Annotated in this window: 14 protein-coding genes; all 14 read left to right on the plus strand. The window is 33.3% G+C overall.

Going from position 1 to position 15,035, the window contains the following annotated elements:
• Positions 1–25: 25 nt before the first annotated feature.
• The 14 genes from gmd to B5D82_RS01915 all read left to right on the plus strand — a co-directional run bounded on the left by gmd (position 26) and on the right by B5D82_RS01915 (position 15,032).
• Positions 26–1,159 carry a GDP-mannose 4,6-dehydratase gene (gene gmd / locus B5D82_RS01850; RefSeq protein ID WP_081148762.1) on the plus strand — a complete coding sequence of 378 codons (1,134 nt, stop codon included), beginning with the start codon at positions 26–28 and terminating at the stop codon, positions 1,157–1,159.
• A 4-nt stretch (positions 1,160–1,163) separates the two neighbouring features.
• A complete protein-coding gene (gene fcl / locus B5D82_RS01855; protein WP_081148764.1) occupies positions 1,164–2,135 on the plus strand; it encodes a GDP-L-fucose synthase in 972 nt (323 codons plus the stop codon).
• Between the two features lie 51 nt (positions 2,136–2,186).
• Positions 2,187–3,200 (plus strand): UDP-N-acetylglucosamine 4,6-dehydratase (inverting), encoded by a 1,014-nt coding sequence (pseB, locus tag B5D82_RS01860; RefSeq protein ID WP_081148765.1) that lies wholly within the window; start codon positions 2,187–2,189, stop codon positions 3,198–3,200.
• A gap of 98 nt (positions 3,201–3,298) precedes the next feature.
• Positions 3,299–3,997 (plus strand): pseudaminic acid cytidylyltransferase, encoded by a 699-nt coding sequence (gene pseF / locus B5D82_RS01865; protein WP_081154242.1) that lies wholly within the window; start codon positions 3,299–3,301, stop codon positions 3,995–3,997.
• A gap of 372 nt (positions 3,998–4,369) precedes the next feature.
• On the plus strand, positions 4,370–5,224 hold the full coding sequence (locus B5D82_RS01870; protein ID WP_157673822.1) for a dTDP-4-dehydrorhamnose reductase family protein: 855 nt from the start codon (positions 4,370–4,372) through the stop codon (positions 5,222–5,224).
• Entirely contained in the window at positions 5,214–6,290 is a 1,077-nt protein-coding gene (locus tag B5D82_RS01875) for an N-acetylneuraminate synthase family protein (protein ID WP_216629009.1), read from the plus strand. The genes B5D82_RS01870 and B5D82_RS01875 overlap by 11 nt, the downstream gene beginning before the upstream one ends.
• Positions 6,272–6,922, plus strand: coding sequence for a glycosyltransferase family 2 protein (locus B5D82_RS01880; RefSeq protein WP_081148769.1), 651 nt, complete (start codon positions 6,272–6,274; stop codon positions 6,920–6,922). Before B5D82_RS01875 ends, B5D82_RS01880 begins: the two co-directional genes overlap by 19 nt.
• Before the next feature lie 308 nt (positions 6,923–7,230).
• The gene (locus tag B5D82_RS01885; RefSeq protein WP_157673823.1) at positions 7,231–8,736 is read left to right on the plus strand and encodes a lipopolysaccharide biosynthesis protein; all 1,506 of its coding nucleotides are present in this window, start codon (positions 7,231–7,233) and stop codon (positions 8,734–8,736) included.
• A 49-nt stretch (positions 8,737–8,785) separates the two neighbouring features.
• The gene (locus tag B5D82_RS01890) at positions 8,786–9,844 is read left to right on the plus strand and encodes a hypothetical protein (RefSeq protein WP_081148772.1); all 1,059 of its coding nucleotides are present in this window, start codon (positions 8,786–8,788) and stop codon (positions 9,842–9,844) included.
• A gap of 34 nt (positions 9,845–9,878) precedes the next feature.
• Entirely contained in the window at positions 9,879–10,955 is a 1,077-nt protein-coding gene (locus B5D82_RS01895) for a glycoside hydrolase family 99-like domain-containing protein (protein WP_081148773.1), read from the plus strand.
• Positions 10,948–12,108 (plus strand): hypothetical protein, encoded by a 1,161-nt coding sequence (locus tag B5D82_RS01900; RefSeq protein ID WP_081148774.1) that lies wholly within the window; start codon positions 10,948–10,950, stop codon positions 12,106–12,108. The genes B5D82_RS01895 and B5D82_RS01900 overlap by 8 nt, the downstream gene beginning before the upstream one ends.
• Positions 12,109–12,127: 19 nt before the next feature.
• Positions 12,128–13,036 (plus strand): glycosyltransferase family protein, encoded by a 909-nt coding sequence (locus B5D82_RS01905; protein ID WP_081148776.1) that lies wholly within the window; start codon positions 12,128–12,130, stop codon positions 13,034–13,036.
• Positions 13,037–13,186: 150 nt separating this feature from the next.
• Positions 13,187–14,293, plus strand: coding sequence for a glycosyltransferase family 4 protein (locus B5D82_RS01910; RefSeq protein WP_081148777.1), 1,107 nt, complete (start codon positions 13,187–13,189; stop codon positions 14,291–14,293).
• Between the two features lies 1 nt (position 14,294).
• The gene (locus B5D82_RS01915; protein ID WP_081148779.1) at positions 14,295–15,032 is read left to right on the plus strand and encodes a WecB/TagA/CpsF family glycosyltransferase; all 738 of its coding nucleotides are present in this window, start codon (positions 14,295–14,297) and stop codon (positions 15,030–15,032) included.
• Positions 15,033–15,035 lie beyond the last annotated feature (3 nt).

Consider the following 15,035-nt stretch of genomic DNA (forward strand, 5'->3'; position numbering starts at 1 on the left):
TTTACACCAGAATTAGGAATTAGAAATGACACAAGCAAAAGTAGCTTTAATAACAGGTGTTACAGGACAAGATGGCTCATACCTCGCAGAGCTTTTATTAGAAAAAGGTTATGAAGTACATGGTATTAAGCGTAGAGCTTCATCATTAAATACTGAACGCGTAGACCATATTTATCAAGATAATCATGAAAAAAACCAAAAGTTTTTTTTGCATTATGGTGACTTAACTGATTCTTCAAATTTAACGCGTATTTTAAAAGATGTTCAGCCTGATGAAGTATATAACCTAGGCGCTCAGTCGCACGTTGCTGTTTCATTCGAATGTCCTGAATATACTGCTGATGTAGATGCCATGGGCACACTTCGTTTATTAGAAGCAATTCGGTTTTTAGGCATGGAAAAAACAACTAAATTTTACCAAGCGTCTACTTCAGAGCTTTATGGTGAAGTACAAGAAATACCACAAAAAGAAACTACCCCTTTTCATCCTCGTTCACCTTATGCAGTAGCAAAAATGTATGCCTACTGGATTGTAGTTAACTATCGTGAATCATATGGTATGTATGCGTGTAATGGTATTTTGTTCAATCACGAGTCGCCTCGCCGTGGTGAAACGTTCGTAACAAGAAAAATTACCCGTGCCATTGCTAATATTTCACAAGGATTAGAGAGTTGCTTATACCTTGGTAATATGGATGCATTACGTGATTGGGGCCATGCAAAAGACTATGTTCGTATGCAATGGATGATGTTGCAACAAGATGTTGCAGATGATTTTGTTATCGCCACAGGTAAACAAATTAGTGTACGTGAGTTTGTTAGTTTGTCAGCTAAAGAAGCGGGTGTTGAATTAGAATTTACAGGTGAAGGTCTTGAAGAAGTAGCAATAATTAAGTCTATCACTGGTGATAACGCACAAGCATTAAATGTTGGCGATGTTATTGTGCGTGTTGACCCTCGTTATTTCCGGCCAGCTGAAGTTGAAACGTTACTCGGTGACCCGTCAAAAGCAAAAGAAAAGTTAGGTTGGGTACCACAAATAACAGTAGAAGAAATGTGTGCTGAAATGGTGCAGAATGATTTAAGTAAAGCAAAACAACATGCATTACTTAAAGCACATGGCCATAGTGTTGCTATGTCCATTGAAAATCAAGGTTAACAGTATGACAGCGTTAAATTCCAAAATATTTGTCGCGGGTAACCGCGGCATGGTGGGCTCAGCTATTGTTCGTCAGCTTGAAACTAGTGGACATACTAATATTATTACCCGTACGCGAACTGAATTAGACTTAACGAATCAGCAAGCAGTGCTTGAATTTTTTCAAACAGAAAAAATAGACCAAGTTTACTTAGCCGCCGCTAAAGTAGGGGGGATTGTTGCAAATAACACTTACCCTGCTGACTTCATTTACGAAAACCTAATGATTCAGTGCAATATAATCCACAGTGCACACTTGGCTAATATCCAGCAGTTGTTGTTTTTAGGTTCTTCTTGTATTTACCCTAAACTCGCTGAGCAACCAATGAAAGAGTCCGCTCTTTTAACCGGTACACTTGAAGAAACCAATGAACCCTATGCTATTGCTAAAATAGCAGGAATCAAGCTGTGTGAAAGTTATAACCGTCAGTATGGTCGTGATTATCGCAGTGTAATGCCAACTAATCTTTATGGCGCTCATGATAACTTTCACCCTGAAAATAGCCATGTTATCCCTGCATTACTGCGTCGTTTTCATGAAGCTAAATTAAATAACGATAAAGAAGTTATTGCATGGGGCAGTGGTAAACCTATGCGTGAATTTTTATATGTTGATGATATGGCTGCTGCCTCGGTTCATGTCATGAATTTAGATAAAGTCACTTACGATGAAAATACAGATCCAATGCTTAGCCATATCAATGTAGGGACAGGTGTAGACTGTACCATTCGAGAATTAGTTGAAACTGTTGCCAAAGTAGTTGGTTTTAAAGGTCAAATTAAGTTTGATAAAACAAAACCTGATGGTGCGCCACGTAAGTTAATGGATGTAGGCAGACTTAAGTCTTTAGGTTGGCAATATTCGGTTGTGTTAGAAGACGGTTTGAGATTGGCTTATCAATGGTTTGTCGATAATCAAAATGAATTTAGAAGTTAATCAAGTGTATAATTAAACTAACAAAAAATTTTAGATAAGGTATAAGTTAAAATGTTAAATAATAAAGTTGTTTTGATCACGGGCGGTACCGGCTCTTTTGGTAAAAAGTTCATTGAGACTATCTTAGACCGATATCCAGATGTTAAAAAAATAATTATCTATTCACGCGATGAATTAAAACAATCGGTGATCAAACAAAAATATCCAGGATTTGATTTTCCTCAATTACGATTTTTTATTGGTGATGTCCGTGATAAAGACCGTATGACACAAGCCTGTGAAGGTGTCGATGTTATTATTCATGCCGCAGCTATCAAACAAGTTGATACAGCGGAATACAATCCTACGGAATGTATTCGTACCAATATTGACGGTGCAGAAAATGTTATTCATGCAGCACTTGCTTGTGGCGTAAAAGATGTTGTAGCTTTATCAACTGATAAAGCTTGTGCGCCAATTAATTTATACGGCGCGACTAAGTTAGCTTCTGATAAATTATTTGCTGCTGCCAATAATATCCGTGGATCAAAGGATATTAAATTCAGTGTTGTGCGTTACGGCAACGTAATGGGCTCTCGTGGTTCAGTGATTCCTTTTTTCATCGATAAAAAGAAAGAGGGCATGTTACCTATTACTCATGAAGAAATGACGCGTTTTAATATTTCGCTGCAAGATGGTGTAAATATGGTGATGTACGCTATTGGAAATCATATTGGTGGAGAAATATTTGTCCCGAAAATTCCATCTTATAAAATCGCTGATATTGCAACAGCTATAGCACCAGAATGTAAAACTCGTATAGTTGGAATTCGTCCAGGCGAAAAGCTACACGAAGAAATGATCACAGACAGTGACTCGTTAAATACGATTGATTTAGGTAAATATTATGCAATATTACCTTCAGTTTCGTTCACATATGAAGAAGAAGATTATCTTAAGCATCATAAAGCCGTAAAAGTTCCTTTTGGTTTCAAATATAATTCTGGAACGAATACTGAGTGGGAAACAGTCGAATCTTTAAGGGATTTAATTGTTGAACATGTAGATCCTAACTTCGAAGTTTAATTAATCAAGTCTTGTTCAGAATATCAGGTAATTATTTTGATTTGTCATGTGACTTACCTCGCTACTATTACTCTTTAAACCAAATATAAATGATGACCATGAATAAAAAAACACTTGTTATTATACCTGCCAGAGGTGGTAGTAAACGTATACCTCGTAAAAACATTAAACAGTTTTTAAGTAAAGCGATAATTGGCTATCCGATTGAAGCCGCACTTAATTCTAATGTGTTTGATAGGGTGGTGGTGTCGACTGATGACCAGGAAATAGCTGATGTAGCACTGAACTTTGGTGCAGATATCCCTTTTTTGAGAACTACAAAAAACTCTGATGATTTCGCAACAACTTATGATGTTATTCAAGAGGTGTTAGAGCAGTTAGACGAGGTTTATGATTACGTTTGTTGTATTTATCCAACTTCTGTTTTTGTTAATGCAGTTATTCTTAAAGATGCGTTGGATATTCTAGAGAAAACAAAAGATGCTACGAGTATTGTGTCAGTATTATCCTATTCACATCCGATTCAACGGGCGCTGAGTCTTCCTGGTAAGTATTTGAGCTCCATTTCACCTGAGTTTTATAATACGAGAACTCAAGACTTAGAAACCCATTATCATGATGCGGGACAGTTTTATATTTTTAAGCCATTTTTTGTTGAACATGAAAAAAAGTTAGTCACAAATAAAGCTATCCCATATCTACTTCCTGAATCTAGAGCTCATGATATCGATAGTATCGAAGATTGGGAAGTGTCTGAAATAAAATATAAACGCCTATCTGGTAAAACAAGCGATTAAGATAAATTTTTGGTTTTGCCCTAATCCAAGGGTTTAGAAAAGTTAAAAGTTACGATTTTTGAGGTGCTAATAATTTATCATAAACATCTTGTAGAAAGAGTATGTTAAATAGTTCCTCTTTTTCGTGGTTTTGCAATATAGATTTTGTAAAAATAACGTGATAGAAGCTTGTTTGTTCAAAATGAATATCAGATATTGTGTGTGCTGAATATATTTCATGTACTAGGTACTCATGCGTTTGATAAAAGAGGGGCTGTTTGTATTCTGTTACTCAGGTTTTTGTCGAAATAAAAATGATATTATAACTCTCAATAAACTGATTAAATAATATGATGGTATTCCTCTCATATGAGACTTGAAGAGAACAATTTGATGACTAAAAATATTTTAATTTGTGGTGGTACTGGGCTCTTAGGACCTATCGCTGGAAATGTCCTTTCTGGGCAGTTTTCCGTACGAATTCATGGAAAAAGCAAAAAGGCAGATTGCCAGGGGAATTTAATTTCTTATGCTGAGACTGAAGCTTTATTAAATAAAGAAATGCCAGATGTTATATTAAATTTAGTGGCTTTGACCAATGTTGACACTTGTGAAGAAGATCTGCAGCTAGCCTATAACTTAAATGTGGAAATACCTAAAAATTTAGCATTGTGGTGTAAAAAAAATAAATCACTACTTATCCAAATATCTACAGACCATATTTATAATTCAGCCTACGCTTCTGAAGAAGATGTTAATTTAGTTAATAATTATGCGCTTACAAAATTAGCTGGAGAAGCATCTGTTTTGATGGTTGATGGTATGGTTTTAAGAACGAATTTTTTTGGGAGAAGTCAAACAGAAGGCCGCGTATCCTTTAGTGATTGGGTTTTAAAATCTCTGAAAGCTAGAGAGCCTGTCAACTTATTTAAAGATGTATTTTTTAACCCTCTAAGTATGAAAACTTTAAGCGAATTATTAGCGGTAGTAATAAATTCACCTCATCCAGGAGTCTATAATTTAGGTTCGCGTGAGGGGTTAAGTAAAGAAGATTTTGCGCGTACTTTAGGTGATATGGCTGGTTTACAGCATCATTTCGCTAAGTCTGTATCTTTTGCAGATTTAGATTTAAAAGCGGCAAGACCTTTAGATATGAGAATGAATGTTGAAAAATTTGAACTGACTTTTGAAGTCACTTTACCCACTCTTAAATCAGAAATTGAAGGAATATTAACAAGTGAAATTTAATTCAAAAATAAAAATCGGGAATACTAATGTTGGTTTGAACGAACCAACCTTTTTCATTGCTGATATAGGGGCCAATCACGACGGTGATTTAAATAAAGCGAAAGAGTTGATTCATATGTGTGCCGAGGCTGGTGCTGATGTGGCAAAGTTTCAGCATTTTAAAGCACAATCTATTGTTAGTGACACTGGTTTTAAAAACCTAGGAAAACAGAGTACACACCAAGCGAAATGGAAAAAAAGTGTTTATGAAGTTTATCAAGGGGCTTCTATTAACCTCGAATGGACAGATGAATTAGTCAAAACGTGTAAAGAAGCGAATGTTCAATTTATGACATCTCCTTATTCGGCGGAATTAATCGATCATATTGATCCATTTGTGTCTGCATATAAAGTTGGTTCTGGTGATATTAATTGGGACTTGCTTGTCTCTCAAATGGCTGAAAAAGGTAAACCAATGCTATTGGCTAGTGGAGCCTCTAGTTGTGATGATGTTTACAACGCGATAAACGCATTAAGTAGTTACACCCAAGATATAGTACTTATGCAGTGCAATACAAACTATACGGCGAGTTTGGAGAATTTTAAATACATTCAGCTAAATGTTTTAAAAACCTATGCAAATATGTTTCCAAATTTGATTCTAGGGCTGAGCGATCATACACCCGGACACACAACTGTTTTGGGTGCTGTCGCTTTAGGGGCAAGAATCATCGAAAAGCATTTTACTGATAATAATGACCATGATGGACCAGATCATAAATTTGCCATGAATCCTAAAGATTGGAAAGAGATGGTGGTTCGCACTCGCGAGTTGGAATTTGCGCTTGGAAATGGCATTAAGAAAATCGAAGAAAATGAAATGCAAACGGCCGTTCTGCAGCGCAGAAGTCTTCATTTGACTCGAGATATTAAAGCCGGTGAAATTATTAAAGAAAGCGATTTAGAAATATTGAGACCATCTCCTGAAGGGGCTCTACAACCAAATGACTTTAAATATGCGATAGGGAAAAAAGCACAAATTGATTTAGCCAAAGGAGGCAATCTCAAGTGGATGGATTTGAGGTAGCAGCAGTTATTCCTGCTTTTAATGAAGAAAAATCTATTGCAATGGTAGTAGAGTCACTATTGCCTTACGCTAAAGTTATTGTTGTCAATGATCTTTCATCCGATAGCACAGCTAAATATGCTTTAGCAGCCGGTGCTGATGTGGTCAATCATAAAGTAAATCAAGGTTATGACGGAGCTCTTAATTCAGGGTTTTTAAGAGCTAAAGAATTGGGATTTAAGAAAGTGTTCACTTTTGATGCCGATGGGCAGCATCCAGTTGAGCAGGTAACTGAATTTATTAAAAAACTTGATAGCTATGATGTTGTTTTAGGTGTTAGACCCAAGGCTGCTCGATTTGCTGAGGGTGTTTTTGCTAGATTTGGGGCTGTTTTATGGGGGATCAATGATCCCCTATGTGGATTTAAGGCTTATAATATGAAGGTATATGATATGAATGGTGGTTTTGATAGTTGTAACTCTATCGGAACAGAGTTGGCCATTCAAAGCTTTAGACGCGGCTTTTCTTTAATTAATATCCCTATTCCCATAAGTGAACGAGAGTTTGGAAAACCTAGGTTTGGCAAACTATTTAAGGCTAATTCGGTTATTTTTAAAGCCATGCTGAAAATGATATTTACCAAAAAAGTGTAAGGTTTAGTAAGTAGATAACTGTATATTTTGCACTGTAAATATAGGCCAATTGAATAAACAGAATATAAAAAAGTTAGATATTATTAGAGAGCGAGAAGATTACCCAAGATACGGCAACTTTTATTCTGCAAATTCAAAGAAACTAACTAGCTTCTTCAGAACATTAAAGATTATACAGTTTTACCAACGTTAGCTACTCTTTTTAAAGACCTATATTTTTTATTTTTAGCTAATTGGTATGTTTCACAATTGACTGTACAGTGTTGTTTTCTTTCAACTTTATTATTACAAAAAAAAGGGTGAGTTTTTTGGCATTATTTGACAGGTACCTTTCTAGTGTTGTAGGAAGTGTTTTACGTATGTTTCTTACTATGGCTTTAGGTTTTTTATTTGCTAGTCATCTAGGACCGGTTAAGTTTGGTGATTATAGTTATTTAGTTGTAATATTTACCTCTTTGATACGCTTTGTTGATCTAAGCGTATCAAAGGCCTATTTTACTTTTCTTTCTGCAAATAACACTAATAATAAGAATTTAGTCGAATTTATAGTTTTTGCAATTGGTCAGTTAGTGCTATTTTTGTTGGTAATAATTTTTATTCCTAATTCATATTTAATTGAATTAGGTGTAGGGGATGACCGAATTCTTCTTGCGGTGGTTGTAACTTCCTTGTTTATTCAACAGCGACTTTGGAACTTCTTTAGTTATATTATTGAATATATAAGAGCAACTTTTGTTTTCCAAAAAATATCAACAAAGATCACAATGTTACATTTTGTTGTTATATGTTTGTTGTATTATGCAGAATACCTTAATATCTTCACAATATTTCTTTCAATATTATTTAGTTGGTCATTAGGTATATTTGTTTTTTTAAGTAATAAAGTCAGAATAAATGAAATTTCAAAATGTCTGAAAGGTAATCCATACACAAAAATAGCTGACTATAAAGAGTATTGCTTTCCACTTATACCTTACTCTATATTAGTCTTGATATATGATGTATCTGACCGCTGGTTACTGCAAAAAATAAGTACGGCTGGTGAACAAGGCTACTTTGCATTATCAAAACAAATTTCTATCGTATCATTAATCGCGACTACATCAATTTTAAATGTATTTTGGCGAGAACTAAGTGCGAGTAAAAACGACCTCATTAAAATTAATGAACTTGCCCAAAATACAACCATAAGTTTATTTCTATTCGCGTCATTTTTATCTTGCTTTGTTATACCATGGTCATCTGATTTATTACTCTATTTCTTTGGGGAAGAATATCTTAAAGCTAATTTAACATTTATGATCATGATGATTTTTCCTATCCACCAAGTGGTTGGTCAAATATCAAGTGTTATACTTTTGGCTCTAGGAAAAACGAAACTACAAATGATATTAGGTATCGTTTCTATTATTTTTAATTTGTCAGTATCAATTGCTTTGTTCTTATTCGTCGATTACCGTATACTTGATACAGTCAGTTCAGAAGTGATTGCATTTAAATTGGTGGTAATACAGTTAGTTAGCACAAATTTGTTCCTGTTTTTTTTGCGAAAGTCACATGGAATCAATGTTATAGGTTTTAGTCAGTTTACTATTCCTATTTTACTTCTTTTTATTAGCTACCTTTGCCAAATTATAATTCAACAATTCGGAGTCAGTGGTTTCCTTTTCAATATATCTTTATGTGGATTTCTATATTTTGGAGTGTTTACTCTTCTATTAATTAAGTTTCCAAGTCTATTAGGTATATCAGTTAAACAGGAAGATTTTCTAAGGGGAATGTTAATTAAGTGTAGGAAGTTACTGTCATTTTAGAATTATCCTGCTTCATACTTTAATATAAATTTTTAATAACGGTAATTTAATGAATAATAAATTTTGGCCCGAAAAATTAAGCGAGTATAGCTCTGGTTTATCTGATGACGAGCTTGAATTAATGATTGATAGAACCTTTCTTAAAGGCCTCGACAATACAATTGGTTACAAAAGTATTCCTTGGTTTTTCTGGGTAACAGAGATATATAGTTTTGGGAAATGCTACCGAGAAATATTTAATTGGCCTTGGTATTTACCGATCCCTTTATATGGTGATCATGGTGTATGTTTACTCTCATATTTTGAACCACATGAAGAAAAAAATGGAGCGTCCTATCATTTTAGTTGGTTTACTAAAAGAGTTTCTTCATTAAAAAATAATGAGGGGAATAAGTCGATTATACATATAACGCACCCCTGGGTTCTTTATCGTAGAAAGAAAGAATTAAATTTAGAAGACAAGTCTGAGGGAACTATTGTTTTCTATACTCACACGAATGATGGGATTGAGTTAGACAATTTTGATGATGATAAATATTTTAACGAGTTAAGCGCATTACCAGCAGAGTTTCATCCGATCAGGATTTGTTTACATCAACATGACATTAATAAAGGCTATCATAAGCGATTAAGAAAATATGGTTTTCCAATTTTGACTTTTGGGCTAACAACTTCTCCATTCTTTGTTGATCGTTTTTATGATGTTCTGACAAAAACGAAATATGCAACTTCTGCCCATGGCGGAAGTGATTTATTTTATTGCCACGAACTTGGCGTAAAGTATTTTATTTTGGGAAAAGAACCAAAGTTAACCAATATTGGTCATAAAGAAAAACCTTTAGGGGAACTTTATACAAGTTCATGTAATTTATATAGATCAACAGAGGATATAAAAAGAAAGTTATTTTCAGTTTCTGAGATTAATAATATTGAGTTAGATCAAGACAGAGACAAATTTGTAAGAGAGGTTTTAGGGTTGGATTTATATAACAAAGACAATGATTATTTGGATATTCGGAAAATTTTATTCAAAGAAGTTTTTTCCAAAGCACACTTGTATTTATGGGTTCTTGTTAAAAAAACAGTTCAAAAAGTATTTAAAAATTAATAGAATTTAAATTTTAAAATTAGAAGAAATCATTATGAAGTATATTGCATTTTATTTACCACAATTCCACGAAGAACCTCTCAATGAGGCTATTTGGGGAAAAAAGTTCACTGACTGGACGACAAGTCAAAACTCCAAGCCTTTATATATTGGTCACAGCCAACCTAAAGTTCCTGCATTTGAGCAGTACGATTTAGATGATAAAAGTCAAACAATAAGGGAGCAAGTAATTAAAGCTAAAGAAATCGGTATAGATGCGTTTAGTTTTTATTTTTATTCTTTTGATGAGCGAACCACTGCGCTTAGGAAACCAGTTAAAGACTTTTTACATTCAGATATAGATTTCCCTTTTATTCTTACGTGGGCTAATCACTCATGGACTAAGGCTTGGGTCGGAGATCATAAAACAGTAATTGCAGAGCAAAAATTTGATAATGACCAAGTAGATGTTTTTATAAAAGATAGCTTAGAGTATTTATTAGATAGTAGGTATGAGACCATTGATGGTAGACCAGTTATATGTATATTAAACATAGAGAATTTAGATGTTAGTTATCTTAAGAAAACACTTGGTCAAGAAATAAACAAAGTAAAAGGTGTTTATATTGAGCCGTATATCGTGACAACATATTCAGAGAAAAATAACGTTACAGGTGTAGATCTCTTTATTGGGTGGCCACCTGGGGATGTTGGCTTACTTGGTATGCAAAAACTACCAAAGATTAAAAGAGTACTAAGGGGAACCCTATCCTCAATTGAGTCTTCATTTGTTTTTAAACATTTAAACCGAGGTTGTGAAAGGTTACTCCTGAGAAAACAGCAGTCTCTAGCTACTAACAATACTGATAACAATATATTTTTCTCACAAACTATATTAACAGGCTGGGATAATTCACCTAGATATTCATATAAAGCTTATGAAGTGATGCCCTGTAAAGAAGATCATTATATAAAGCATGTAAGCGATATCATGATTAGTAACAAAGGTCGAAATGTACCTTTTACTTTTATAAAGGCTTGGAACGAATGGGCTGAAGGTAATGTAATGGAAAAGTCTTTAAATGGAGTTGATTATGGGGAATTGATAAGGAAATGTATATCAGATGACTAACAGAACGCTTAACAATATCTGTGTGGTATTGTTAATGTTATCTCTAATATCTGCTCTTCAATACCAACAACAGTTCTTATTGTATGATGTATTAGGTGGTGGAGTAATTGGCATTGTTCTTATATTCTTATTAGCTTCTATTGGCTTAGCATTATTTTCTAATTTTATTAATAGTAAAGATATTTTTCAAATTTTAATTGTTGTTATTGTTTTTATGCTACCGGTGTTTTTTAACTCAATAATGTATATTGATAGGGTTCCTTTAGGTGTCGTCGTTGGCACTTTATCATCTATATTTCATGCTAAAATAATATGTAGTGAAAAAAAATATAACGATAAATTACTATTATTACCTTTTGTTTTTTATAGTGCGTATGTAATATCCCGGCTTTTAATAGATCCTAACCCAAATGAGGTATTTATTAACTCTAAAAATTGGATATCCTTTTTTTTAGTGTTGACAGTTTTCCCTTATTACTGTAGTAGGTTTGTTGCGAAGGGGAGTGTTTCATATATACCTGCCTTTATATTGTTAATTTTATCGTTATATTCGTTATCACGCGCAGGAATAATTGCCTCGTTATTGGTATTATCAGCAATTGTTATTTATAAAAAATATCCCAAGATTATAATTATAATCATCGTAGCTGTGTTTTTCTTACTCCTTAGCTCTTTATTCATCTATTTCAGAGAGTTTATTTTCTCTAACGAGCTTTCGGCTATGAATCGTTTTAGTGTTGACGGTTTTTTTAAAGATGCTAGAAGTACCATATTTAAAGAATATGTGGACGCCTTAGGTGCTTTTAATTTTATTTTTGGTTTTGAGCAAAGGGAAATGTATTTTGAAATAATACAGTCTACTAACCCTCATAATTCTTTTTTGAAAGCAATAATAGGGGGAGGTGTTTTTTTTCTATGTCTTATTGTATATTGCGCTCTCATAAGCATATTTATTTTTAGAAAAGAAATACCTATATTATTGCTTATTTTAGCTTGTGCTTTTAGAATTTCAACAGATGCTGGTTCACTTATTACCTTTAATGATTCATTTCTATTTATCGGTCTTTTGTTTGCTCACTTTCATAAACAAAAAACGCATTTTACTCAAATAAACTTCGAGTCAACCCCCCTTGCGTTGACTCGAAGTTTATAATTATTAAGGAACCTTTTAGATGTTAGCAGACGTTATTATATTTGGTTTTAATCGTTCAGATTTAATTGAACAACTCCTGTCCAACCTAGTTAAATGTACTTTAGCTAATGAATCTAATGTTCACATATTTATTGATGGCCCGAGAAATACTTCAGATGAAAATGAACGTGATAAAATAAGAGCTTTTCTTGAAAGAACGAACTTTCCATTCAAGTCTACTAACATTAACTATTCACCTGTAAATAAAGGGTTAGCTAAATCTCTTACTGAAGGTATTAGCAGTGTTTTTTTGAATACCGATAAGGTTATTGTACTTGAGGATGATTTAATTATTGCCTCAGATTTTCTTCTTTATATGAACAAGTCTTTAGATTTTTATGATGAGAATAAACGTGTAGGCTCAATTTCTGGTTATTCAATAAATATCAACTACCCCACAGAGAAAGATAATTTTTTTCACCCTCGCCCATGCTCATGGGGATGGGCAACTTGGAAAGACAGATGGCAAGAGTGTGATTGGAATTATGATGTTGGTGGTGTAATCGGTAGGTTGCTTTTATGGATAAAAACAAGAAAGGCAGGCCAGGATGTATACAGGATGTATCGTCATAATGAGTTAGGTAAAATTAATAGTTGGGCTATTTTATGGACCATCTCGAACATTAATAGTAACCTACTTACTTCATACCCAACTAAATCTAGAGTGATAAACTCTGGTTTTAATGAAAATGCGACACATTGTAAATCAGATAACCCATTCCCATCTAAACTTTATAGTGAAACTTCAGTTAAATTAGATTTTTGCAACAAAACTAAGCTTGACCCCAAAATATTAAAAAAATATAATTTCTATTTTAGCAATATATACAAAGTTTTATTTAGGCTCAAACTTCCGCCTTTTTTGAGTAAACTAATTAATTATCCTTAGTTTCTTATAGCTCAGATTTATTCAAGTTTCTTTATATACTGTTCTTTTAACTCGTATTATCTTAAAATAAAAATCTGTTCATTATATAGCACTTAATAGATTGTGCTATTTTATTAAGTTAACGTATTTATTTGTATCACAAGGTTCTTAATGAAAAAACTACTGTGTATATTACACCGTTCACCACCCATGCATGGTGCAGCCAAAGTCGGTGATTTTATAGAAGCAAGTGAAAAGTTGAAATCAAATTATGATTGTAAATTTATCACAATAAAATCATCTGACAGCATCGCTGATATTGGTAATTTAAGTTTTAAGAAGATTTATTACATTATCGAATTATATTTTAAGGTGTTTATTGCGTTATTACTGTTTAGACCTGATAAAATATATTTTACTGCGTCAGTGAAAGGTTTGGCGTTTTACCGGGATCTTTTATTATCTTCATTGTGGAAGTTGTATCACTTAATGACAGCTGTTGATATCTATTATCATTATCATACAAAGGGGGTTGATGAATTTGTCTCTAGTTGCGATAGAAACTTAAAATTAACAAATTATTTTCTCAAGGGGGCTAATCTTATTCTATTAACCCCGATGCTAAAGAGTGATTTTGATAAGACCGATTCTTTTAATAACATATTCTTTTTGCCAAATGGAGTAGGGAACCCTTTTGATGACACAGAATTTGAAACTTTTTTACAGGATAAATTTAGCAAAACACGAGGCCTAAATTTTTTGTATTTGTCTAATATGATAAAATCGAAAGGATATAATCACGTACTGGAGTTAGCAAAAACAATGAAATCACAGCCCGTCCAGTTTCATTTTGCTGGTGGTTGGCAAAGCCAGAAAGAGGAAGAGCTATTTACTGACTTTATTGATGAAAATAATCTTTCTGCTAATGTTGTTTTTCATGGTTTTGTTAATGGTTCAGAAAAAGAAGAGCTGTTAAGGCTGGCAGATTTATTAATTTTTCCTACACGATATAAGTCTGAATCATTTGGGTTGGTTATCATTGAAGCTTTTTCTTATGGTGTTCCTGTTCTCGCTACGGATGAAGGTTCAATACCTTATATTATAGATAATAAATGTGGTGTGATTATTGACAACACGGATAAGCTATTTGGAGGTTTAGAACAGGCGAAATCTAACCTACTTAATAAAGAAACAGCTGAGTATTGTCGACAGCGTTATTTAAATAACTTTAGTTTAGAGCAATTTGAAATTAATTTAGTTGAGGTTTTCAATAACTAAAATGTATAAAACAATAAACTTAATGGGGTATGATGTTTTTAACGATGACATATCATTGATTGATATAGGAAAATCACAAGGGTTAATAGTAAATACTATTAACCCTCATTCCTACGTAACAGCAAAATCAGATACCTTATTTAAAGAGGCTTTACTGTCATCTGATACTCTTATTGCTGATGGGAGCGGTATTGTACTAGCGGCTCAAAAAATTCATAATATATCTATGAAAAAAATTGCAGGAGCTGATTTACACCACTATTTATTATTAGAATTAAATAAAACCAATGGTACTGTATTTTATATGGGGGCAGCGCCTAGTACTTTAGTTAAAATCCATGAAAAAACCTCAGTTGAATTTCCTAATATTACCGTAGAGTCATATTCACCACCTTTCAAATCCGACTTTTCTACTGTTGATAACGAAATAATTATTAATAAAATAAATACGTTCAATCCAGATGTTTTGTTTATTGGTATGACAGCACCTAAACAAGAAAAATGGCTTTATCAACATAAAGGCAAGCTAAATTTTAAGGTGGCATCTTCTATTGGAGCTGTTTTTGATTTTTATGCTGGTACCGTTGATAGGCCCTCACCGTTTTGGATAAAAATACATTTAGAGTGGTTACCAAGATTATTGAAAGAGCCTAGGCGACTATGGCGAAGGAACTTCATTTCAACGCCTATTTTTTTATTTGATATGTTCCTTTATAAATTTGGCTATAAAAAAAATTAACTC

It is taken from the genome of Cognaticolwellia beringensis (assembly GCF_002076895.1).
Taxonomy (GTDB): Bacteria; Pseudomonadota; Gammaproteobacteria; order Enterobacterales; family Alteromonadaceae; genus Cognaticolwellia; species Cognaticolwellia beringensis.

Bases quoted from the DNA above. Each gene is read 5' to 3' on its own strand.
- B5D82_RS01890 (WP_081148772.1), top strand. From the start codon at position 8,786: ATGAATAATAAATTTTGGCCCGAAAAATTAAGCGAGTATAGCTCTGGT.
- B5D82_RS01915 (WP_081148779.1), top strand. From the start codon at position 14,295: ATGTATAAAACAATAAACTTAATGGGGTATGATGTTTTTAACGATGAC.
- B5D82_RS01900 (WP_081148774.1), top strand. From the start codon at position 10,948: ATGACTAACAGAACGCTTAACAATATCTGTGTGGTATTGTTAATGTTA.
- B5D82_RS01895 (WP_081148773.1), top strand. From the start codon at position 9,879: ATGAAGTATATTGCATTTTATTTACCACAATTCCACGAAGAACCTCTC.
- B5D82_RS01870 (WP_157673822.1), top strand. From the start codon at position 4,370: ATGACTAAAAATATTTTAATTTGTGGTGGTACTGGGCTCTTAGGACCT.
- fcl (WP_081148764.1), top strand. From the start codon at position 1,164: ATGACAGCGTTAAATTCCAAAATATTTGTCGCGGGTAACCGCGGCATG.
- B5D82_RS01910 (WP_081148777.1), top strand. From the start codon at position 13,187: ATGAAAAAACTACTGTGTATATTACACCGTTCACCACCCATGCATGGT.
- pseB (WP_081148765.1), top strand. From the start codon at position 2,187: ATGTTAAATAATAAAGTTGTTTTGATCACGGGCGGTACCGGCTCTTTT.
- B5D82_RS01905 (WP_081148776.1), top strand. From the start codon at position 12,128: ATGTTAGCAGACGTTATTATATTTGGTTTTAATCGTTCAGATTTAATT.
- pseF (WP_081154242.1), top strand. From the start codon at position 3,299: ATGAATAAAAAAACACTTGTTATTATACCTGCCAGAGGTGGTAGTAAA.
- gmd (WP_081148762.1), top strand. From the start codon at position 26: ATGACACAAGCAAAAGTAGCTTTAATAACAGGTGTTACAGGACAAGAT.